17 protein-coding genes and 1 pseudogene are annotated in these 20116 nt (G+C 72.7%); 11 read left to right on the forward strand and 7 right to left on the reverse strand.

Annotation, left to right across the window (positions count from 1 at the left end; genetic code table 11):
- Window positions 1-23: 23 nt before the first annotated feature.
- A complete protein-coding gene (locus ACFVFH_RS23580) occupies window positions 24-1187 on the reverse strand; it encodes an ABC transporter ATP-binding protein (RefSeq protein ID WP_383771964.1) in 1164 nt (387 codons plus the stop codon).
- 106 nt (window positions 1188-1293) lie between these two features.
- Here ACFVFH_RS23580 and ACFVFH_RS23585 point away from each other — a divergent pair, with 106 nt between their 5' ends.
- On the forward strand, window positions 1294-2589 hold the full coding sequence (locus ACFVFH_RS23585; RefSeq protein ID WP_383771966.1) for an alpha/beta fold hydrolase: 1296 nt from the start codon (window positions 1294-1296) through the stop codon (window positions 2587-2589).
- A 69-nt stretch (window positions 2590-2658) separates the two neighbouring features.
- Here ACFVFH_RS23585 and ACFVFH_RS23590 read toward each other — a convergent pair whose 3' ends face one another.
- Window positions 2659-3231, reverse strand: coding sequence for a rhodanese-like domain-containing protein (locus tag ACFVFH_RS23590; protein WP_383771968.1), 573 nt, complete (start codon window positions 3229-3231; stop codon window positions 2659-2661).
- 99 nt (window positions 3232-3330) lie between these two features.
- Between ACFVFH_RS23590 and ACFVFH_RS23595 the strand changes: the two genes are divergently transcribed.
- Window positions 3331-3609, forward strand: coding sequence for a metal-sensitive transcriptional regulator (locus ACFVFH_RS23595; protein WP_383771970.1), 279 nt, complete (start codon window positions 3331-3333; stop codon window positions 3607-3609).
- Window positions 3610-3633: 24 nt separating this feature from the next.
- Here ACFVFH_RS23595 and ACFVFH_RS23600 read toward each other — a convergent pair whose 3' ends face one another.
- Both ACFVFH_RS23600 and ACFVFH_RS23605 read right to left on the reverse strand, forming a co-directional pair.
- Window positions 3634-4395 (reverse strand): sulfite exporter TauE/SafE family protein, encoded by a 762-nt coding sequence (locus tag ACFVFH_RS23600; protein ID WP_383771972.1) that lies wholly within the window; start codon window positions 4393-4395, stop codon window positions 3634-3636.
- Complete coding sequence (locus ACFVFH_RS23605) at window positions 4392-5762, reverse strand: rhodanese-like domain-containing protein (protein ID WP_383771974.1); 1371 nt, start codon at window positions 5760-5762, stop codon at window positions 4392-4394. Before ACFVFH_RS23605 ends, ACFVFH_RS23600 begins: the two co-directional genes overlap by 4 nt.
- A 467-nt stretch (window positions 5763-6229) precedes the next feature.
- Here ACFVFH_RS23605 and ACFVFH_RS23610 point away from each other — a divergent pair, with 467 nt between their 5' ends.
- From ACFVFH_RS23610 to ACFVFH_RS23625, 4 genes are all read left to right on the forward strand, one after another.
- The gene (locus ACFVFH_RS23610) at window positions 6230-7195 is read left to right on the forward strand and encodes an LLM class F420-dependent oxidoreductase (protein ID WP_383771976.1); all 966 of its coding nucleotides are present in this window, start codon (window positions 6230-6232) and stop codon (window positions 7193-7195) included.
- Between the two features lie 61 nt (window positions 7196-7256).
- Window positions 7257-7931, forward strand: a complete 675-nt coding sequence (locus tag ACFVFH_RS23615) for an HAD family hydrolase (RefSeq protein WP_383771978.1) — start codon at window positions 7257-7259, stop codon at window positions 7929-7931.
- A gap of 130 nt (window positions 7932-8061) precedes the next feature.
- Window positions 8062-8889: a class II glutamine amidotransferase gene (locus ACFVFH_RS23620; RefSeq protein WP_383771980.1), complete on the forward strand. Its 828-nt coding sequence runs from the start codon at window positions 8062-8064 to the stop codon at window positions 8887-8889.
- A gap of 716 nt (window positions 8890-9605) precedes the next feature.
- Window positions 9606-9848: a hypothetical protein gene (locus tag ACFVFH_RS23625; RefSeq protein WP_383771982.1), complete on the forward strand. Its 243-nt coding sequence runs from the start codon at window positions 9606-9608 to the stop codon at window positions 9846-9848.
- Between the two features lie 350 nt (window positions 9849-10198).
- On the opposite strand, the gene ACFVFH_RS23630 is transcribed toward ACFVFH_RS23625, so the two are convergent.
- Window positions 10199-11305: a glutamate--cysteine ligase gene (locus tag ACFVFH_RS23630; RefSeq protein WP_383771984.1), complete on the reverse strand. Its 1107-nt coding sequence runs from the start codon at window positions 11303-11305 to the stop codon at window positions 10199-10201.
- A 390-nt stretch (window positions 11306-11695) separates the two neighbouring features.
- Window positions 11696-12733 (reverse strand): NAD-dependent epimerase/dehydratase family protein, encoded by a 1038-nt coding sequence (locus tag ACFVFH_RS23635; RefSeq protein WP_383771986.1) that lies wholly within the window; start codon window positions 12731-12733, stop codon window positions 11696-11698.
- Between the two features lie 598 nt (window positions 12734-13331).
- Between ACFVFH_RS23635 and ACFVFH_RS23640 the strand changes: the two genes are divergently transcribed.
- Both ACFVFH_RS23640 and ACFVFH_RS23645 read left to right on the forward strand, forming a co-directional pair.
- A complete protein-coding gene (locus ACFVFH_RS23640) occupies window positions 13332-14021 on the forward strand; it encodes a UdgX family uracil-DNA binding protein (RefSeq protein WP_383771988.1) in 690 nt (229 codons plus the stop codon).
- A gap of 265 nt (window positions 14022-14286) precedes the next feature.
- Window positions 14287-15176: pseudogene (locus ACFVFH_RS23645) on the forward strand (IS5 family transposase).
- Between the two features lie 25 nt (window positions 15177-15201).
- Here the strand turns inward: ACFVFH_RS23645 and ACFVFH_RS23650 are convergent.
- Window positions 15202-15495: a carbohydrate-binding module family 14 protein gene (locus tag ACFVFH_RS23650; protein WP_383771990.1), complete on the reverse strand. Its 294-nt coding sequence runs from the start codon at window positions 15493-15495 to the stop codon at window positions 15202-15204.
- 1188 nt (window positions 15496-16683) lie between these two features.
- Between ACFVFH_RS23650 and ACFVFH_RS23655 the strand changes: the two genes are divergently transcribed.
- Genes ACFVFH_RS23655 through ACFVFH_RS23665 form a run of 3 tightly spaced genes read left to right on the forward strand, consistent with a single transcriptional unit; the run spans window position 16684 to window position 19963 of the window.
- The gene (locus ACFVFH_RS23655) at window positions 16684-17652 is read left to right on the forward strand and encodes an NADPH:quinone oxidoreductase family protein (RefSeq protein ID WP_383771992.1); all 969 of its coding nucleotides are present in this window, start codon (window positions 16684-16686) and stop codon (window positions 17650-17652) included.
- Window positions 17649-18836 carry an acyl-CoA dehydrogenase family protein gene (locus ACFVFH_RS23660; protein WP_383771994.1) on the forward strand — a complete coding sequence of 396 codons (1188 nt, stop codon included), beginning with the start codon at window positions 17649-17651 and terminating at the stop codon, window positions 18834-18836. Before ACFVFH_RS23655 ends, ACFVFH_RS23660 begins: the two co-directional genes overlap by 4 nt.
- The gene (locus tag ACFVFH_RS23665; RefSeq protein ID WP_383771996.1) at window positions 18833-19963 is read left to right on the forward strand and encodes an acyl-CoA dehydrogenase family protein; all 1131 of its coding nucleotides are present in this window, start codon (window positions 18833-18835) and stop codon (window positions 19961-19963) included. The genes ACFVFH_RS23660 and ACFVFH_RS23665 overlap by 4 nt, the downstream gene beginning before the upstream one ends.
- Window positions 19964-20116 lie beyond the last annotated feature (153 nt).

Here is a 20116-nt window from a genome sequence, read left to right on the forward strand (position 1 = left end):
GGCGGGCCCCTCGCGAACGGGCCCTACGCGTCCGCGACGGAGTCGAAGAGCACCTCGTCCCGGCCCACGCCCCGCGCGTCCGCGTCCACCGAGCGGCGCAGCGCCTCATGGAGCTTGGCCGGGGTCAGCACGCCGAGGAACCGGGAGCCGTCCAGCACCGCCACCCACCCCGCGTCGTGCTGGAGCATCTCGCTGAACGCCTGCTTCAACGGGGCCCCGACCGGCACCCAGGCATCCATCCTGCGGGCGAGTTCGCCGACCGTGCCGTGCCCTCCGGCGATCCGCAGGGCGTCCGCCGCCACCCAGCCGTGCAGATCGCCCTCGCCGTTCAGCACCACCGCCCAGCGCGCGCCCGTGCCGCCCAGCCGTGCCGCCGCCACCGCGACCGGCTCCTCCAGCCGGGCGACCGGCGGCTCCTCCAGGTCGTCCGGCTCGATCGTGGTGACCGACAGCCGCTTCAGGCCCCGGTCGGCGCCGACGAACTCGGCCACGTACGGAGTCGCGGGGGACCCGAGCACCGCGCCCGGGGTGTCGAACTGCTCGATGCGCCCCGCCCCGTACACCGCGATCCGGTCGCCCATCCGGACCGCCTCCTCGATGTCATGGGTGACCATCAGGACCGTCTTGCGGACCGCCGCCTGGAGCGCCAGGAATTCGTTCTGCAGCCGCTCGCGCACCACCGGGTCGACCGCACCGAACGGCTCGTCCATCAGCAGCACCGGCGGGTCCGCGGCCAACGCACGTGCCACACCCACCCGTTGGCGCTGCCCGCCGGAGAGCTGCGCCGGGTAGCGGGAGCCGTAGGTCTTCGGGTCGAGGCCCACCAGATCCAGCAGCTCGGCCGCCCGTTCGCGGGCCCTCGCCCGCTTCCAGCCGACCAGCGCGGGAACGGTCGCGGTGTTGTCGAGGACCGTGCGGTGCGGGAAGAGGCCGACCTGCTGGATGACATAACCGATCCGGCGGCGCAGCTTCACCGGGTCGACGCCGGAGATGTCCTCGCCGTCGACGAGGATGCGGCCCGAGGACGGCTCGATCAGCCGGTTCACCATCATCATCGTGGTGGTCTTGCCGCAGCCGGACGGTCCGACGAGCGTGACCAGCTCCCCCTCGGCGACCTCGAAGGAGAGGCCGTCGACCGCGCTGGTGCCGTCCGGATACACCTTGCCGACCTGCTCGAACCGGATCATGCCTGCACGGTAGGGGGCCCCGGCGCACCCCGCACACGGGCCGCGACCGTCCGTGTCACGGCCATGTGCTGAACTGTCCGTGGCACATCTGATTCAGGAGCACACCGTGAGCAGCTACCGGCACCCCGGCATCGTCTTCACCGACCGCCATTTCACCGTCCCGCTCGACCACAGCGATCCGGGCGGTGAGCAGATAGAGATCTTCGGCAGGCAGGCCGTGGCGAGCGGCAGGACCGGAGAGGAGCTGCCGTGGCTGGTCTACCTGGAGGGCGGCCCCGGCTTCGGCGCCCGCCGTTTCATCGGGGCGGAGGCCTGGCTGGGCCGGGCCGTGCAGGAGTTCCGCGTGCTGCTGCTCGACCAGCGGGGCACCGGACTCTCCACCCCGGCCAACCGGCAGACGCTGCCGCTGCGCGGCGGCCCGCGCGAGCAGGCCGACTACCTCGCCCACTTCCGGTCCGACGCCATCGTGCGCGACTGCGAGCTGATCCGCCCGCAGCTGACCGGCGGTGAGCCCTGGACGGTCCTCGGCCAGTCCTTCGGCGGCTTCTGCGCCGTCCGCTATCTGTCGGCCGCCCCCGAAGGACTCAGCACCGTCCTGATCACCGGCGGACTGCCCTCGCTGGACGCGCACGCCGACGACGTCTACCGCGCCGCCTACCCCCGGATCGAGCGCAAGGCCGTCGCCCACTACGCCCGCTACCCGCAGGACGTCGAGCGCGCCCGGGAGATCACCGCCCACCTCGCCGAACACCGCCCCGAGAGCGCCGGACACCGCCTCACGCCCGAGGGGTTCCAGTCCCTCGGCATCATGCTGGGCAGCGGCAACGGCAGCCACCAACTGCACTACCTGCTGGAGAACGCGTTCGTCCGCACGCCGCTCGGCACCGAGCTCTCCGACACCTTCCAGGAGGCCGTGCGGACCGCCACCTCGTTCGCCGGGCACCCCCTCTACGCGCTGATGCACGAGGCGATCTACGGCCAGGACGGGCGGCCCACCGGCTGGTCGGCCGAACGGGTCCGCGCCGAGTTCCCGCAGTTCGACGCCGACCGGGCGCTCAGGGGCGACGGCCCGGTGCTCTTCACCGGGGAGAGCATCCACCCCTGGCACTTCGAGGTGGACCCGGCCCTGCGACCGCTGCGCGAGACCGCCGAACTGCTGGCCGCCCGCACCGACTGGGCACCGCTGTACGACACCGAGCGGCTGGCGGCCAACCAGGTGCCGGTCGCGGCGGCCGTCTACCACGACGACATGTACGTCGACACGGAACACGCGCTGCGCACCGCGGCCTCGATCCGGGGCCTGCGCACCTGGGTGACCAACGAGTACGAGCACGACGGGCTGCGCGCGGGCGGGCCCCGGGTGCTGGACCGGCTGCTCGCCCTGGTCCGGGACGAGGTCTGACCGCCGCCACGGCGTGAGGAGCCGGTCGCGGCGCGCGACCGGCTCCTCACACGTACGGCGGGGAGGGCGTCAGCCCTGGAGGGCGTGGAGCGTGTCCTCCAGGCAGGTGGCCGACCGGGGGGCCCGGTTGTACGGGAGCTTCGCCAGGGCGGCCGCCATGCCGCAGGTGTTGGTCACGGCGGAGAACACGAGCCCGGAGCCGACACCGGCGGAGATCCAGCGCGCCGCGGGGAAACGAACCCCGGCGAGCAGACCGGCCACCACGAGGGAGCCCGCGGCGAGCCGGACCTGGCGTTCCATCGGCCAGGTCGTACGGGCCCCGGCGGGGTGGTCGAGGTCGCGGCCCTCGCTCTCCCAGGCGGAGGTGCCGCCGGAGAGCGTCACGGCGTCGATGTCCGCGTCGGCGAGGATGTCGCAGGCCCGGGTGGAGCGGACGCCGGAGGCGCACACCACCAGCAGCGAGCCGCGCGCCGCGGCGGACTTCAGCGCGGGCACCGCCTCGGAGAGCCGGTCCAGCGGGACGTTCAGCGCGCCGGGGACGTGCCCGGAGGCGTACTCGCCGGGGGCCCGCACATCGATGACGGTGAACTCCGCGAGACGGGCCGCGGCCTGGGCGGGGGAGAGGGAGACGGGGCTGGTCACGAGCAGTGTGTCCTTTCGTTCACCGGGGTTCGGGAAGGATGCGGTCTCCCGTCCCCGGTCGGGCTAGAATACCCCTTGGGGTATCAGGAGGAGAATGTTGTGGAACTCGACATGGCGGCCGACGAACTGAAATCGGTCCTCAACCGCCTTCGCCGCGCACAGGGCCAGCTCACCGGGATCATCAGGATGATCGAGGAGGGCCGGGACTGCGAGGACGTGATCACACAGATGGCGGCCGTGTCCCGGGCGCTGGACCGGGCCGGTTTCGCGATCATCGCGACCGGTCTGCAGCACTGCATGGCCGACGGGGGCCAGGAGCCGGCGGACCGCGACCAGATGCGGGCACGGCTGGAGAAGCTCTTTCTCTCGCTGGCCTGAGCGGGCCGGGGGCGGTGCGCCGGTTCATGCCACGGCGTCGACGAGCATGAACACGGCCACCGCCAGCAGGACCGCGCCGAAGATCCGTCGCAGGGCGGCCGCGGGCACTTTCGCGGCCAGCCGCTGCCCGTCCCAGGCGCCGAGCACCGCCGCCGCCGTGAACGGCGCGATGACCGCCCAGTCCAGCGCGGTGGGCGTGGTGAGCCGGGTGGCCAGGGCCGCCGTGGAGTTCACCGTGATGACCAGCAGACTGGTCCCGACCGCCTCGGCCATCGGCACGGCGACCACGGTGACCAGCGCGGGCACCACGAGGAACCCGCCGCCCACGCCGAGGAAGCCGGTCACCGCACCGAGCCCGGCGCCGGTCCGGGCGACCCGCCCGACGGCCGGGGCGGCCGTGCCGGTCCCGGCGGCCGCGGCCGCCCCGTCCCCCGGGCGGAGCATCCGCACCGCCGCCACCGCCGCGAGCACGGCGAACCCGGCCGTCAGCACCCCGGCGGGCACCCGCACCGACAGCGCCCCGGCGATCGCGGCCGGAACGATCCCGGCCGCCGCGAACAGCGCTCCCGTACGCCAGCGGATCCCGCCCCGCCGGGCGTGGGCGAGCAGCCCGGCGAGGGACGTCGCGATGACGATGAGGAGCGCGGCGGTGGTGGCCGCGGCCGGGCCGAAGCCGAGCAGGTAGATCAGCGCGGGGACGGCGAGCACGCTGCCCCCGCCGCCCAGTCCGCCGAGTGCCAGGCCGACCACCGCTCCGGTGGCCGACGCCACGACCAGTGTGTTCATGGAGCGGGGACGACGATGTCGAGTCCGGCCCGCGCCGCCGCGTCGAAACCGTCGTCGACGGCCACCACCCCGCGCCCCGCCGCGTCCAGCATCGACGCGGCGATCGCCGCCCGCGTACCGCCCGCGCAGTGCACCCAGACGGTCCCCGGCGGCACCTCGCCCAGCCGCTCCCGCAGTTCGTGCAGCGGGATGTGCACCGCGCCCGCGACCGCACCCTCGTGGTGCTCGGCGTTCCTGCGCACATCGAGGACCACCGGGTCCTCGCCCCGCTCCCGGGCCGCTGCCAGGCCCGCGAAGTCGGACCTGCGCGACGACCGCAGCCCGGACGCCGTGCCCGCCCACTCCTCGGGGCCGCCGGTGGCCGCGGCGACCGGACGGTCCATGCCCACCCGGGACAGCTCCCGCTGGGCGTCCGCGAGGTCGGCGGCGGTGCTCGCCAGCAGGGTGACCGGCTTGCCCCAGGGGATCAGCCAGGCCAGATACGTCGCGAGCCGGCCCTCGCCCTCGAAGTTGAACGACCCGGCGACATGCCCCTCGGCGAATGCCACCCGGCTGCGCAGGTCCACCACCCACTCGCCCGCGGCCAGCCGCCGGGCTATCTCCTCGGCGTCGGCCGGGTGGGGCGGGGTCAGATCCAGCGGGGCCGGTCCCGCCGCGTTGGCCGGACCCATGTGCGCGTAGTACGCCGGGACGTCGTCCAGCGCGGCGAGCAGCTCCGCGACAAAGGTGTCCACGTCCTTGACCAGCGCCTCGTTCCGCCCGCGTTCCTCCCCGATCGTGGTGGTGGACCCCTCGGCCTGCGAGGAGGAACAGAAGCTGCCGAACCCATGGGTGGGCAGTACGGGCACGGTGTCCGCGAGCTCGTCGGCGAGCCGGTGCACGGAGGCGTGCTGGGCGCGGGCCAGCCCGGCGGTGAGCCGGGGCTCCACCAGATCGGGCCGCCCCACACTGCCGATCAGCAGCGAGCCGCCGGTGAAGACGGCCACGTCACGGCCCTCCTCCGTCAGCACGTACGAGGTGTGGTGCGGGGTGTGCCCGGGGGTGGCGAGCGCCCGCAGCGCGAGACCGTCGTCGACCTGCGCGAGATCGCCGTCCGCGACCGGGACCCGTTCGAAGGAGACCGCCGCGGCGGCGGGCACCAGGTAGCGCGCCCCGGTGACGCGCGCCAGGTCCAGGCCGCCCGTCACGTAGTCGTTGTGCAGATGGGTCTCCACCACCAGGGCGATCCGCACGCCGCGCCGGGCGGCGGCGGCGATCACCCGGTCGATGTCGCGCGGCGGGTCCACGACCGCGGCGGCCCGCGGCCCGCCCGTCAGATAGCTGCGGTTGCCGAGGCTCGCCGTCTCGATGGTGTCCACGAAGAACACGACAGGGCTCCTTCCGTGATGCTTTACCCCGGGGGGTATCTCTGATTCAGGCTAGCACTCATACCCTGGGGGGTATTCATGGGCCGGGTGAGACATGCGCGACGCCCGCCGCCGCGCGCCCCGCGGGCGGGGCGCGCCCCCTCGGCGGGACCGGCTCCCGCCCGGACCCGCGGAACGCGGCCCGGCCGTCGTCGTGCGGCGGCGCGGACGCCGGTGCCCGCGACGGGCGCGTCCGGCGGGTGCTCGCCGCCCGGCTCTCCAGGGGGCATGTGCCGGGAACCGACGCGTCGCCGCCCCGGCCGCCCGGACTCCCTCCCGGGTCCGTGCCGCACGACGTGCGCCGAGCGGGGCCGGGGCGGGCCGACGCGTGCCGCCGGCACGGTCCGGTGGCCCGCCTCCGGGCATGGTTGTTGGGCCATTGATCCGAACCCGGGTTTCGCTCACGGAAGACCGGAGAACCGTCCTATATGGCGCAATTCGGATACACGATGATGACCGAGCAGTCGGGGCCACGAGAGCTCGTGGAGGATGTGGTCGCGGCGGAGCGGGCGGGCTTCGACTTCTCCGTGACCTCCGACCACTACTTCCCCTGGCTGGACTCCCAAGGACACGCCCCATACGCGTGGAGCGTGCTCGGCGCGGCGGCGCAGGCGACGTCGGCCATCCGGCTCATGACATACGTGACCTGCCCCACGACCCGCTACCACCCCGCGGTGGTCGCTCAGAAGGCCGCGACGCTGCAACTGCTCTCCGAAGGCCGCTTCCGGCTCGGACTGGGCTCCGGCGAGAACCTCAACGAGCATGTGGTCGGGCGGGGGTGGCCCGCCGCGCAGGTGCGGCTGGAGATGCTGGAAGAGGCCGTGGAGATCATCACGGCGCTCTTCGACGGCGGGTACGTCAGCCGTCGCGGCACCCATTTCGACGTGGACAACGCCAAGTTGTGGGATCTGCCCGAGACCCGTGTGCCGATCGGCATCGCGGTCTCCGGGCAGCGGTCCTGCGAGATCGCCGGCCGACTGGCGGACCTCGTCATCGCCACCGAACCCGAGCAGGAGCTGCTGACCGCGTTCGACCGGCACGGCGGGGGCGGGAAGCCACGGGTCGGCCAGCTGCCGGTGTGCTACGACACGGACCGGGACGCGGCGGTCGAGCGCGCGCACGACCAGTTCCGCTGGTCGGTCGGTGGCTGGAAGGTCAACTCCGAGCTCCCGAACCCGGCCGCCTTCGACCAGGCAACCGAGTACGTCCGCCCCGACGATGTCGCGCGGGCCATCCCGTGCGGCGACGACGTCGAGCAGTTCGTCGACGCGGTACGCGCGTACACCGAGGCGGGCTTCACCGAGATCGCACTCGTCCAGATCGGTGGTGCGCACCAGCGGCCGTTCCTGAGCTGGGCGCAGGACAAGCTGTTGCCCGCGCTGCGTGAACTCTGAACGGGTCCGGGATCGTCCCGCGACCTGCGCACGATTGCCCCCGGACCGTGAAGGACACGTCATGACGCGCGCCGCCCTGTTCGATGTCGACGGAACCCTCGTGGACACCAACTACCTGCATGTGACCGCGTGGTGGGAGGCTTTCCGCCAGGCAGGGCACACGGTGCCGATGGCCGCGTTGCACCGGGCCATCGGCCTGGGATCGGCCGATCTGATCGAGTACGTGCTCGGGGCGGACCGGGACCGTGATCAGGACGAGCGGATCATCGACGCGCACAGCTGCCTGTACGCCACCTGCTTCGAGCGCCTGCCCGCGCTGCCGGGCGCGGCCGAGCTCCTGCGCGCCCTGGCGGCACGAGGCTGGACGATCGTCCTGGCGACGTCCGCGTCCGACCGGGAGCTGTCGGCGCTGCGCCGGGCACTGGGCGCCGACGACGTCATCGCGAACACGGCGAGTGCGGACGACGTGGACGAGGGGAAGCCCGCGCCCGAGCCGATCCGGAAGGCGATGGAGATCGCCGGCGGAAGTCCGGAGGAGACGGTCTACGTGGGCGATTCGGTCTGGGACATGCGGGCGGCGACCGGCGCTTCGGTGGCGGCTGTCGCTCTCCTTTCCGGAGGCATTCCCCGGGCGGCCCTCGAACAGGCGGGAGCCACCGAGGTCTACGCAGGTCCGGCCGACCTCCTCAGCCACCTCGACACCAGCGCGTTCACACGGACCGGCGCGGCGGACTGAGGGGCGATGCCCGCGTGACGGGGGAGCCGCCCCGGCACCGGGCGGCGTGCGACGGCCCGGCTCGGTACCGTGGGTAGCGCGGGGCACCACGGGCCGGGACACCGGAGCTCGCCCAGGGATGTGATGGTTCATGTGCAGGTGGCTTGCCTATTCGGGGCAGGACGTATTGCTCGGCGATCTTCTCTACAAGCCCGAGCACTCCCTCATCGACCAGAGCCTGCACTCACGCATGGGTGTCGAGACGACCAACGGCGACGGCTTCGGGGTCGGCTGGTACGGGGCCGAAGCCGCGGCCCCGGCGGTCATCCGCGACACCGGCCCGGCCTGGAACAACCGCAACCTCCGTGAGATCGCCTCCCATGTGCGGTCACCGCTCTTCTTCGCCCACGTCCGCGCCTCGACGGGCACCGCGGTGCAGCAGACCAACTGCCACCCCTTTCGGCACGGCCGCTGGATGTGGATGCACAACGGGGCCATCGCGGAGTTCCACCGTCTTCGCCGGGACCTGTCCATGGCCATCGATCCGGCGCTCTTCTCCGAACTGGAAGGCTCCACCGACTCGGAAGTCATGTTCTACCTGGCCATCACTCTCGGTCTCGACCAGGATGCTCCCGGTGCCGTCGCCCGGATGGCCGGGCTGATCGAGCGGCTGGGCCGTAGCCAAGGCGTGGAGGACCCGCTTCAGATGACCGTGGCCGTGGCCGACGGCGAGCGGCTGTGGACCTTCCGCTATTCGAGCCGACGGGCCTCCAGGTCGCTCTTCTACAGCAGCCGGGTGGACACCGTGCGGGCGCTCCACCCGGACCTGGAGTTCCTGGGCGGAGCATCCGATGACACCCGGCTGGTGGTCTCGGAGCCGTTGGGGGACCTGCCGGGTGTCTGGAACGAGGTGCCGGAGGGAAGCTGCGCGGTCGTGCAGCACGGCACCGACGAGTTCCTTCCCTTCGAGCCGGTGTGACCCGGCGGTCCTCAAGGGCCGCGAGTCCGGCGGCGTCATGGCGGGATCGGCCGTTGTGTCCTGGCCGACCACGTCGCTGCCGGGCTGCTGGACCGCTGTCCGGCGCGGACCGGCTACGACTCGCAGCAGACCGGGGAACCGGTTCGGGCCGATCGGCCCGGCAATCTCTGGCAACCACTGGACGGAGAGGGGGAAGCCGCGCGCGACTACGGCGCCCACGGTGTGTTCGACGACAGGGCCCACAACCGCTCCGTGTAGACCTGCCTGTCCCGGAACGCGCGGTTGGCCTGGTCCGCCTCCGCCCTCGTCGCCGGTGGCGTGGCCCTGTGCGCCTGGCGGAACCGGCGCCCCTGAGGACATGGTCCGGTTCGGCGGAGGACACCCGGCACACCGCAGGCGAGTTGCCGAGGTACTCGCCGACCTCGCGGACGGTACGGGCGACGGCCCGTTCGCGTGGGGTCCCCGACTCGTCCGCCGCCCGTGACGGCGCGGCGAGGGCGACCGCCGCGCGGACGGTGGCGGAGTGCCACCGTCCGCCCGGCACGAGACGGTGAACGGCCGTCAGGGGAGTGAATCCGCCAGCAGTCGGGTCACCGTGCACGCGCTGCCGGGGGGATCGGTGCGCTCCTTCGCTAGTGTCCGGGGAGGGCGCCGCGCCTCCGGCGGGCCTGGAGGCGCCGCCGCTCATCGATTCCGGCAGCAAGGGGTGATCGTCCATGGCCGTGTGCGAGGTCTGCCACAACGACTACGAGCTGGCATTCGAGGTACGTACCGCGGAAGGGGTGGTGCACGTCTTCGACAGCATCGAGTGCGCCGCCCAGAAGATCGCCCCGACGTGTGTCAACTGCCTGTGCCGCATCCTCGGCCACGGCATGCAGGCCGACGGACAGTACTTCTGTTGCGCACACTGCGCGCGTGAGAAGGGCTTGTCCCGGTCCCAGCTGGCTGACCACGCCTGACCTCCGGGGCCGGAACAACGATCCGGCGAACGGGGGCGAGGCCCGCCCACGCCGGTCGGCTCGCCGAGCAGTGGGGAGTACCGGCCGTACCGGCCTCATCACACGACCTCGGCGGCCCGTGTGATGTTCGCGTCCATGTTCCGCCGCATCATGGTCAGTGCGGCCTCCGCGAGGTCCGGGTGGAGGTGTTGATCATGTCGATGACGAGGAGCGCCGAACCGGTCATGCCGCCACCCTCTCCTGTCAGGTCCTTGAGCGCGGCCCGAGAGTGTCCCCGTGAGGCGGACCCGACCCGGCCGTGCGGGCGAGGCCGCGCGCCGAGTGCGGTGGCACGGAGACGGCGCAGGCACTCACCCGGGCCTCCTTCTCCCCAGTGTCCTGGGCACGCACTCGGCCACGGCGTCACGGAGACTTCCGGTGCGAGCGAGCAGTTCCCGTTGGGTCCGTGCGCCGGTGCCCCGTTCCAGTACGTCCATGAGCGCTTGTTCGGCGGAAGCGAGGTCCCGGCAGTCCTCCAGAGCGTCCCGGACGTGTGCCAGCAGGGCCGCGACCACCTCGGCCGCGGGCACGGGGCGCATGGTGCGAGGCTGGAGCAGCTGCCCCTCCAGCCCCGACCTGGCGGCCTGCCAGGCGGCCATGCGCAGGACACCCACTCCCGCCGGGTCGGGCGGATCGCCGGCGCGCCATTCGCGAGCCGCGGTCTCGACGAGGCCGCGGGCGAGGGTGGCGAGCAGCACGGTGTCGGCCGGGTCCAGGCACACGTCCGCCACTCTGATCTCGACCGTGGGGTACCGGTGCGACAGCCGGGCGTCGAAGTAGACCATCCCTCTGTCGCGCAGGACCCCCGTGTCGATGAGCGCCTGGACCTCTTCGTGGTAACGCTCCGCGGAGCCGAAGACCTCGACCGGTCCGGCGGAGGGCCAGCGTCCCCACACTCTGCTCCGGTAGCTGCGGTACGCGGTGTCGCGGCCTTGCCAGAAAGGTGAGTTGGAGCTCAGCGCCAGCAGCACCGGCAACCAGATACGCACCCGGTCCAGCACGCCGACGCCCTCCTCGTCCGATGCCACCGAAACGTGTACGTGGCATCCGCACGTGAGTTGTTCCTGCGCCGTCCGGCCGAACCTGTCGGCCAGCCATCTGTAGCGCTCGCCCTCCCCGACCGAGGGGCTGACCGGCAGAGGAGCGGTTGCCAGCGCCACCACGGCCGCCCCCGTACGGGCGGCACTCTCCGCGGCCTCGGCGCGCCGGAGGCGGATCTCGTCCGCGAGTTCGCGCATGTCGCTGCGCGGTTCCGTGGCGAATTCGAGCTGCTGGTGATGGAGCTCCGGCTCGAAGGCGGATTCTCCTTCCGAGCGGCGCTCCGCGACGGCCAGCACGGCCTTCGAAAGCGCCTGGGGCTCGCCGCTTTGCGCGTCGACGAGCAGCAGCTCCTCCTCCACACCGACGGTTCGCACCATCACATCTTCCCAGTGGCCGCCCCGGGGCGCTCGTCCGGTCCGCGGCTCCCCGCTCTCGAAGAAGAGGCGCACCGTGCCGGAGCCGCGGGCAGGACGAAGCCGCACCGACGTCGATGACCCGCGATGAGGTTCTGCCCTGATCTGATTCAGCGGTGCCACGATGGCGACCGCCGCCGGGATGGTGACGACCACAATGTTCCCGTTTCCGCGTCGAAGCGCACTTCTCCCCGTACGTGCCTGCGCAACTCCCTCTCCAGAGCTTGGGCGTCCACCGCCGCGTCGGCCGAGGAGCCCTGCCCTGGCCCAGGGGGCTGGTGGAGAGGCCCGGACTCCATGGCTGATCCTCTTCCCGCTGACTCCAAAGCGTGGGGAGACGGCCGTATCCCTCCGTCATCCCCACTGCTTGCCCGCGAGCGGTTCCGTCTCCAGGCCCGCGCCGTCACGCACCCCCCTCAGGAACGACGACAGCGCCTCCTGTGCCGTTCTGGTCGGCTGCCACCCCAGCACGTCGTGCGCCCGGCCGCAGTCGAGGACCGGCAGCCGCAACACCGCGTCGAAGAGATGCGGCGAGGCGGGCACCGCGCGGCTGTGCCATGCGGCAGCCAGAGCGCCGCGCATCAGTGCCGCGGGGACACGCACCACCTTGGCGTCGAGGAGTTCGCCGAGCTGTCGCGCGTCGAGGACGGGCTCCGCCGCCAGGTTGAACGCCCCCCGGACGTCGGCGGCCACGGCCGCCCGGTAGGCCTGCGCCGCGTCATCGGTGTGGAGGACCTGGAAACGCAGCCCGTCCAGGTCGGGAACGAACGGGAGGAGGTCCGGTCGCAGCAGGGCACCGGGGACGTGGCGGCCCGCGAAGATCCGGCGCTGTTCGCTGGCGGCCTGTTCCTTGAAGAGGAAACCGGGCCGCATCCTGACCACCCGGATCCCCGGGTGCCGCAACTCGTACGTGTCCACCACGCGCTCCAGGTAGGACTTCTCCCGGCAGTACGCGGCATCCGGCCACCCGTGCGTGGGCCACTCCTCGTCCACCCCCGGTTCGTCCTTCGGGCCGGGGGAGTAGGCACCTACCGAGGAGGCGTGCACCAGCACCGGCACGTCGGCCCTCGCCGTGGCCTCGAAGACCCGGATCGATCCCAGAACATTGCTCTGCCAGGTGACCACGGGGTCATGAGTGGGCTGGAATCGCCAGGCCAGGTGGATGACGGCGTCCGCCCCGGCCAGGTGCTCGTCCAGGACGCCGGGGCTGTCGGGCCGGGAGAGGTCCACTCCGCCCCATGCCACTCCCGGTATCGACAGCTTCGGCAGCCGACGGGCGAGGCCCAGTACGGACGCCACGTCCGGGTCCTCCGAGAGGGCCCGGACCACACTGGTCCCCACATTGCCCGTGGCCCCTGTCACCACGACCCGCAAGTTCTCAAGTGTGCTCATCGTCATTCCTTTCCCTTCCCGACGGGGCGCGGAGGTCCGAGCGACTGCGCGGGCGCCGGGCGCGGTGGGGCGTTGTGCACGGTGAACACGGGGGTGCCCGCGAAGGACGGCGGTGGCATTTCCCGATCGTCCAGCGCTCCTGCGGTCGCTCCTGCTCGCAGTGCCCGTCCGGAAGCGTGCTCATGGAGGGGCTGCTCCCGGCCCGTCCGCGGTTCGGACGCCCCGCACGGGCGTGCTCCGCCGATCGCGGCTCCGACGCCGTCGACCGCCGTGCGACTCCGCTTCCCCGTACGAGCCGACTCATCCAGCGAACCAGCGACCGGGCCATCCCGCCTCCCGTGGCCCGGAGGTCCCCGGGGGCGGTGGTGATTGTGCGAGAACCATGGGGGAGAGGCGGGCGGGAGACCGGATCGGTCCGGGTGCCGGGAAGCCCGGGGAAGTGGACGACGGCTTCGGTGGGTACGCGCTCCGGTGGTCGTCGCACACCGCCACCGGGACAGGCCGGGCGCCACCTGGAACGATGGACACCGCAGGGGCGTGGGGCACAGCGGCCACCGGCCGTCGTTCGTCCCGCGCGGGGGCCACGCGAGGAGGCGCCATGCCCGGTGCTGCGGAAAGCCCTCACCGGAGCGCTCTCGACCACGTGCCCGCCCGGGGAGGTCTGCCGGCGCTGCGGCGGGCCGCGGCCGACTGCCATGGGTGCCCGCTGTACGAGGACGCCACACAGACGGTATTCGGTGCCGGTCCCGCCGATGCGCGCACCGTCCTGGTCGGAGAGCAGCCCGGCGACCAGGAGGACCGCCGGGGCCTGCCGTTCGTCGGTCCGGCAGGCCGGCTCCTGCGCAAGGCGCTGGCCGAAGCCGGAATCGACGAGGACGAGGTCTACTTCACCAACGCGGTCAAGCACTTCAAGTTCGCACCGGCCACGAATACGCGGAAGCGGCGCATCCACAAGACGCCGGACCTCCGGGAGATCACGGCATGCCGGCCATGGCTGGCGGCCGAACTGCACCGTGCCGATCCCGCGTTGGTGGTCGCGCTCGGTGCCACCGCGGGCAAGGCGCTGTTCGGCGGTTCCTACAGGGTGACGCAGGCCCGGGGCGCGCTGCTGCCGGTACCGCACTGGGACATCCCCACGACGCTCGGGGCCGAGCGGGATGCCGACGCGGGCAGCCACTGGTTCCTCGCCACCGTGCACCCCTCGGCCGTACTGCGGGCGAAGGACCGGGCCGATGCCTACGGAGGGCTGCTGTCGGATCTGCGAACGGCCGCGCGGTTCCTCGCATGAGGCGCCTTCGTGACCCGGCACCCGAAGGGCTCCGACGCGTCGGCGCGGGTGACGGGAGCCGCCGGACGCGGCGGGCGCCGTCAAGCGCCGGACAGGGTGAGAACAGCGCCGCCGGGGTGTCGGACGGTGAAGGCGTCGGCTGTGGGTGCCGCCGGGGTCCTGCCGCCGGGTGTGACGGCCGCGGCTGCGGCCTCTGTGGTGTCATCGACCTGGAAGCCGACGTTCCACCTAGGACGGCCCTAGGTTGTGTCTGATAATTGATCTTGTGGTGGGTCGTGGTGAGCTGACGGATGCGGCGTGGCAGCGGATTGTGCCGTTGCTGCCTGGTGCTGATGGCCATGGGCGACCGTGGCGGGACCATCGGCAGGTGATCAACGGGGTGTTGTGGCGGTTGCGAACAGGTGCACCGTGGCGTGATCTGCCGGAACGCTACGGGCCGTGGCAGACGGTTTATGAGCGGTTCGCCCGCTGGGAGACGGACGGCACCTGGGCCCGGCTGCTGGAGCAGGTCCAGATCCGCGACGACTCCGCCGAGGCCGTGGATTGAACCGTTTCGGTCGACTCCACGGTCAGCCGGGCTCACCAGCACGCCGCCGGTGCCCGGAAAAGGGGGGGCGGAGGCGGGGGACGGACTGGAAGATCCGGCACGCTCGGCGGATCGCCAGGCGCTGGGCCGGTCCCGCGGCGGGCTGACCACCAAGGTTCATCTTGCCTGCGACGGCCGGGGCCTGCCCCTGGCCGTCGTCGTCACGCCGGGCAACGTCAACGATTTCCACCGTCTTCGACGCCGTCATGGGCGGGCTTCGAGTGCCCCGGACCGGTGCCGGACGCCCCCGCCGCAGACCTGACGCGGTCCTCGCGGACAAGGCATACTCCTCACGGGCGATCCGCCGGACTCTGCGCGGGCGGGGCATCCAGGCCGTGATCCCCGAGCGGGCCGACCAGAAGGCCAACCGTCTGCGACGCGGCCGGGCCGGTGGCAGACCGCCCGCCTTCGACCGCAAGCTGTACAAAGCCCGCAACGTCGTCGAACGCTGCTTCGGCCGTCTCAAGCAGTTCCGAGCGATCGCCACCCGCTTCGATGAGCTCGCCACCCGCTACAAGGCCGGAGTCCACCTCGCCTCACTCATCCTCTGGCTCCGAGAACCCACCTGAGATCCTTCGCCAGACAGGCCCTGGCTCAGCCGTTCTCGAACTGGATGTTCCACTCCCAGTCGCACACCTTCTCGAACTTCGAGAAGAGCGTCCCCTCCGGGCACACAACCTTGTGCGGTTCCCCGTTGCTGCAGACGTAGTAGACCGACGGGTCGCTGGTGTCGGCAAGAACCACGGCGTTCCCCGACGGGTTGTCCACCTCGGGGCAGCCGGGCGCCTCCGGCCCGGCGGCAGCACGGGGTGCAGTGTCTTCGGCGAGCGCGACCGAGGGGGCCAGCGCGAGAGCGAGGGTGAGGGCTGGTGCGAGAGCGCGTTTCATAACGGAGCTAACCTCCCGGAACGCGCTTCGGTCACGTGGGGCGACTCGCGAGAGTGAAGAGGCAACCTTCGACAGCTCACCACGACCCACCACAAGATCAATTAGCAGACACGACCTAGGGGTCCGGGCCGGTTTCGAGAACTCCGCCGTACAGAGCGGCGACGGTGTGCCCCTCTGCCCGGACGATGATGTGGTCCTGGGCGTCGTCCACCGTGCAGCCTCCTGGCGGCCGGGCCCGGTCGGAGACCTCCGCTTAGGAGAAGGCGGCGTCAATCGCGTCGCGGGTCCGCAGGCCCGGCCCGGCGGCCGGTTTGCCGTGCGCCAGGGCACCGGGGCGTCGCTGCCGAGCGAACTCTCCCTGAACGTCCAGCCCATGACGGCGGAGCAGAAGGACTGTGGCGCGTGCAGGTCCTGTGCCATCAGGTCCACCCAGCGGGGTGCGCGGTCACCGGCATGCTTCTCCCGGCGTTCGGCGTTCGACGCGTTCCTCCGGATGCGCGGGGACGGCGGGGTACGCGCGGGTCGGGGCTCGACCGGTGGGTGTGCGGCGGTCCACCGATCGGGCCCCGGGAACGGCTCGTGGTCTGCTTCCCGGACGTGGGTGGCGGCCTCGGACCTCGGCTCCCCGCTCACGATGCCGCCCCGCTCCATCGCAACCCTCGTCGAGCCCATCGCCTCCCGGGGAGGGCGCAACCGCACCGTCGGCGGGCACGGCACACGGAGTCCGCGCCCCGCGCGGGAACGGCCCGCTTGATCGTCTCGTTCAGCGTCGCTTCCAAAGGCCCGCGCCCCGCGCGCGTGGGAACGGTCGCACCGCCCATGACAACGAGTGGTGGAACGCCGTCCGCGCCCCCCGCGCGCGGGAACGGCCCGCACAGCCACCTGCCCGGCGGAGCCGTGCCGCAGGAGCGCGCCACGGCCGAACCGCCCGAGCCGGCGGGGCTCCCGGCCGCCCACCGGTGCGGCGGCACCGCGGACCGTCGACGCGGTGGCTCCCGGCCGGGCCGGCGCCGGGGGCGCTGAACGGGCCGCCCCCGGTTCCTGCCCAGGACCGCTCGGGTCGGACCGGGCGCACCGTCGGCAGCCCCGCGCCGGGACCGGTCCCGGCGGGTGGTTCCCAGAGAGGCAAGCGACCGCTTAGTATGCGCCGGAGCAGTGGTAATGCCGACAGTGTTGTGGAGGCCCCTCATGCAGGCATGGCGAGTGCACCGGAACGGCGAGCCGAGCGAGGTGATGCGGCTGGAGGAGGCGGACCGGCCCGCGCCCGGCGAAGGGCAGGTGCTCATCGAGGTACTCGCGGCGAACGTCAACTTCCCCGACGCGCTGCTCTGCCGCGGCCAGTACCAGGTGCGGCCGCCGCTGCCCTTCACCCCCGGCGTGGAGATCTGCGGCAGAACCGCGGACGGGCGACGGGTGCTCGCCACCCCCGCGCTGCCGCACGGCGGATTCGCGGAGTACGCCGTCGCGGACGAGGCGGCGCTGCTGCCCGCCCCGGACGCCCTGGACGACGCCGAGGCCGCCGCCCTGCACATCGGGTACCAGACCGGCTGGTTCGGCCTGCACCGCAGGGCGCACCTCCAGGCGGGCGAGACCCTTCTGGTCCACGCGGCGGCGGGCGGGGTCGGCAGCGCCGCCGTCCAGCTCGGCAAGGCCGCCGGAGCCACCGTCATCGGCGTGGTCGGGGGCCCGGAGAAGGCGGAGGTGGCCGCCTCGCTCGGCTGCGACCTGGTCGTCGACCGGCACAGCGAGGACATCGTCGCCGCGGTGAAGGAGGCCACCGGCGGCCGCGGTGCCGACGTGGTCTACGACCCGGTCGGGGGCGACGCCTACGCCAAGTCCGTGAAGTGCGTCGCCTTCGAGGGCCGGGTGCTCGTCGTCGGCTTCGCCAGCGGCGTCGTCCCCGCTCCGGCGCTGAACCACGCCCTCGTCAAGAACTACTCGATCGTCGGACTCCACTGGGGCCTGTACAACACCAAGGACCCGGCCGCCGTCCGCGCCTGCCACGACGAGCTCACCCGGCTCGTCGACGGGGGCGCCGTCAAGCCGCTGATCAGCCGGCGCGTAGGGCTCGACGGGGCGGCCGACGCCGTCCGGCGGGTCGCCGGGGGCGCCAGCACCGGGCGGATCGTCGTCGTCCCGTCAGGAGCCGCCCGATGACCGCCCCCGACGCGGCCGGACTCCGCCGCCGCACCCAGGAACTGCTCGCCGCGCACCCCCCGGCCACCACCGACCGCACCACCTTCCTCCGGGCCCGCTTCGACGCCGGACTGGCCTGGGTGCACTACCCGGCCGGACTCGGCGGCCTGGACGCGCCCCGTACCCTCCAGCCCGTCGTCGACGCCGAACTCGCCGCGGCCGGCGCCCCCGACAACGACCCCCGACGGATCGGGATCGGGCTCGGCATGGCGGCCCCCACCCTCCTCGGCTTCGGCACCGACGAGCAGAAGCGGCGCTTCCTGCGTCCGTTGTGGGTCGGTGAGGAGGTCTGGTGCCAGCTCTTCAGCGAACCGGGCGCGGGCTCCGACCTCGCGGCCCTCGGCACCCGTGCCGTCCGGGACGGCGAGGACTGGGTGGTCGACGGGCAGAAGGTCTGGACGTCCAGCGCCCATCTGGCCCGCTGGGCGATCCTCATCGCCCGCACCGATCCCGACGTGCCCAAGCACCGCGGCATCAGCTACTTCGTCTGCGACATGACCGACCCCGGGGTCGAGGTCCGGCCGCTGCGCCAGATCACCGGCGAGGCCGAGTTCAACGAGGTCTTCCTGACCGGTGTACGCATCCCCGACAGCAGGCGCCTCGGACCGGTCGGCGAGGGCTGGAAGGTCGCGCAGACCACGCTGATGAACGAGCGGGTCTCCATCGGCGGGGCACGCGTCCCGCGCGAGGGCGGCATGATCGGCCCGCTCGCCCGCACCTGGCGCGAACGCCCCGAACTGCGCACCCACGAACTCCACCAGCGCCTGCTGACCCTCTGGGTCGAGGCCGAGGTCGCCCGGCTCACCGGCACCCGGCTGCGCCAGCAGCTCGTCGCCGGACAGCCCGGACCCGAGGGCTCCGGCATGAAGCTCGCCTTCGCCCGGCTCAACCAGGAGATCAGTGGACTGGAGGTCGAACTGCTCGGCCAGGAAGGGCTGTTGTACGGGGACTGGACGATGCGCCGGCCCGAACTCGTCGACTTCACCGGCCGGGACGCCGGGTACCGCTATCTCCGCTCCAAGGGCAACTCCATCGAGGGAGGCACCAGCGAGGTGCTGCTCAACATCGTCGCCGAGCGCGTCCTCGGCCTGCCCGCCGAGCCGCGCAACGACAAGGACGTCGCCTGGAAGGACCTGGCCCGATGAGCACACCGACCGAAGAGACCGGCACGCCCGATCTGCTCTACTCGGAGGCCGAGGAGGACCTGCGGGCCGCGGTGCGCGCGCTGCTCGCCGACCGGAGCGAGGCGTCGGCGGTACTGGCCCGCGTCGAGTCCGGCACACCGTACGACCCACTGCTGTGGAAGGCCCTCGCCGCCGACATGGGCACCGCGGGGCTGCTGGTGCCGGAGGAGCTGGGCGGACAGGGCGCGAGTCACCGCGAGGCCGCCGTGGTGCTGGAGGAACTGGGCCGGGCCGTCGCGCCCTCGCCCTATCTCACCGGCGCGGTGGTCGCCACGGAGACCCTGCTCGCGCTGGGGGCGCCCGGCGGACCGGCCGCCGAACTGCTCGCCGAACTCGCCGCGGGCCGCCGGACCGCGGTCCTCGCCGTGCCGTTCGCCGCCCCGGCGCCCGACGCCGCCCAGCCGGCCGGTGTGGTGTCCGGGCGCGTCACGGGGACGGTCACCGGTGTCGCGGACGCCGCCGTCGCCGACGTACTGCTGGTCCCGACGACCGATGGGCTGTACGCGGTCGGGACCGGCACCGAAGGCGTCGCCGTGCGGCCGCTCGTACCGCTCGACCTGACCCGCCCGCTCGCCACCGTCACCTTCGCCGAGGCCGCCGGAACGCGGCTGGCCGACGGGGCGCTCGCGGTCTCCGCCGTGCGCAGGGGCCTGCTGGCGGGCGCCGGTCTGCTCGCCTCCGAGCAGCTCGGACTCGCCGAGTGGTGTCTGACCGAGACGGTCCGCCACACCCGTGAACGGCACCAGTTCAACCGGCCGGTCGGTTCGTTCCAGGCGCTCAAGCACCGTATGGCGCAGCTCTGGCTGGAGGTCGTGTCCGCCCGCGCCGCCGCGCGGAACGCCGCGGACGCCCTCGCGACCGGCAGCCCCGAAGCGCCGTTGGCGGTGGCCGTCGCCCAGGCGTACTGCTCCGGGGTCGCGGTGCACGCCGCGGAGGAGTGCGTGCAGCTGCACGGCGGGATCGGCATGACCTGGGAGCACCCGGCCCATCTGTACCTCAAGCGCGCCAAGGCCGACTCGATCGCCTACGGCACGGCCGGGCAGCACCGCGGGACCGTCGCCGAACTGATGGAACTGCCCGCGCCGTAGCAAAGGAGGACCGAACGGCCCGCGGGAACGCGGGACTTGGAGCGGAGGCGTGGGTCCACACGCCTCCGCTCCCGTGCTTCCCGCCGCGGCGGGGTACCGGGCACCCCTTTACCTGTTGTTTAATTGCGAAGGATTCGCAATAACATTTGATCT

It is taken from the genome of Streptomyces sp. NPDC057697, from assembly GCF_042799335.1.
In the GTDB taxonomy this organism is placed as follows: Bacteria; Actinomycetota; Actinomycetes; order Streptomycetales; family Streptomycetaceae; genus Streptomyces.

Coding starts and splice junctions, on each gene's coding strand:
- ACFVFH_RS23635 (WP_383771986.1), bottom strand. CDS start 12,733: ATGAGCACACTTGAGAACTTGCGGGTCGTGGTGACAGGGGCCACGGGC.
- ACFVFH_RS23625 (WP_383771982.1), top strand. CDS start 9,606: ATGGCCGTGTGCGAGGTCTGCCACAACGACTACGAGCTGGCATTCGAG.
- ACFVFH_RS23665 (WP_383771996.1), top strand. CDS start 18,833: ATGAGCACACCGACCGAAGAGACCGGCACGCCCGATCTGCTCTACTCG.
- ACFVFH_RS23640 (WP_383771988.1), top strand. CDS start 13,332: ATGCCCGGTGCTGCGGAAAGCCCTCACCGGAGCGCTCTCGACCACGTG.
- ACFVFH_RS23660 (WP_383771994.1), top strand. CDS start 17,649: ATGACCGCCCCCGACGCGGCCGGACTCCGCCGCCGCACCCAGGAACTG.
- ACFVFH_RS23650 (WP_383771990.1), bottom strand. CDS start 15,495: ATGAAACGCGCTCTCGCACCAGCCCTCACCCTCGCTCTCGCGCTGGCC.
- ACFVFH_RS23600 (WP_383771972.1), bottom strand. CDS start 4,395: ATGAACACACTGGTCGTGGCGTCGGCCACCGGAGCGGTGGTCGGCCTG.
- ACFVFH_RS23630 (WP_383771984.1), bottom strand. CDS start 11,305: ATGGTGCGAACCGTCGGTGTGGAGGAGGAGCTGCTGCTCGTCGACGCG.
- ACFVFH_RS23580 (WP_383771964.1), bottom strand. CDS start 1,187: ATGATCCGGTTCGAGCAGGTCGGCAAGGTGTATCCGGACGGCACCAGC.
- ACFVFH_RS23655 (WP_383771992.1), top strand. CDS start 16,684: ATGCAGGCATGGCGAGTGCACCGGAACGGCGAGCCGAGCGAGGTGATG.
- ACFVFH_RS23615 (WP_383771978.1), top strand. CDS start 7,257: ATGACGCGCGCCGCCCTGTTCGATGTCGACGGAACCCTCGTGGACACC.
- ACFVFH_RS23620 (WP_383771980.1), top strand. CDS start 8,062: ATGTGCAGGTGGCTTGCCTATTCGGGGCAGGACGTATTGCTCGGCGAT.
- ACFVFH_RS23610 (WP_383771976.1), top strand. CDS start 6,230: ATGGCGCAATTCGGATACACGATGATGACCGAGCAGTCGGGGCCACGA.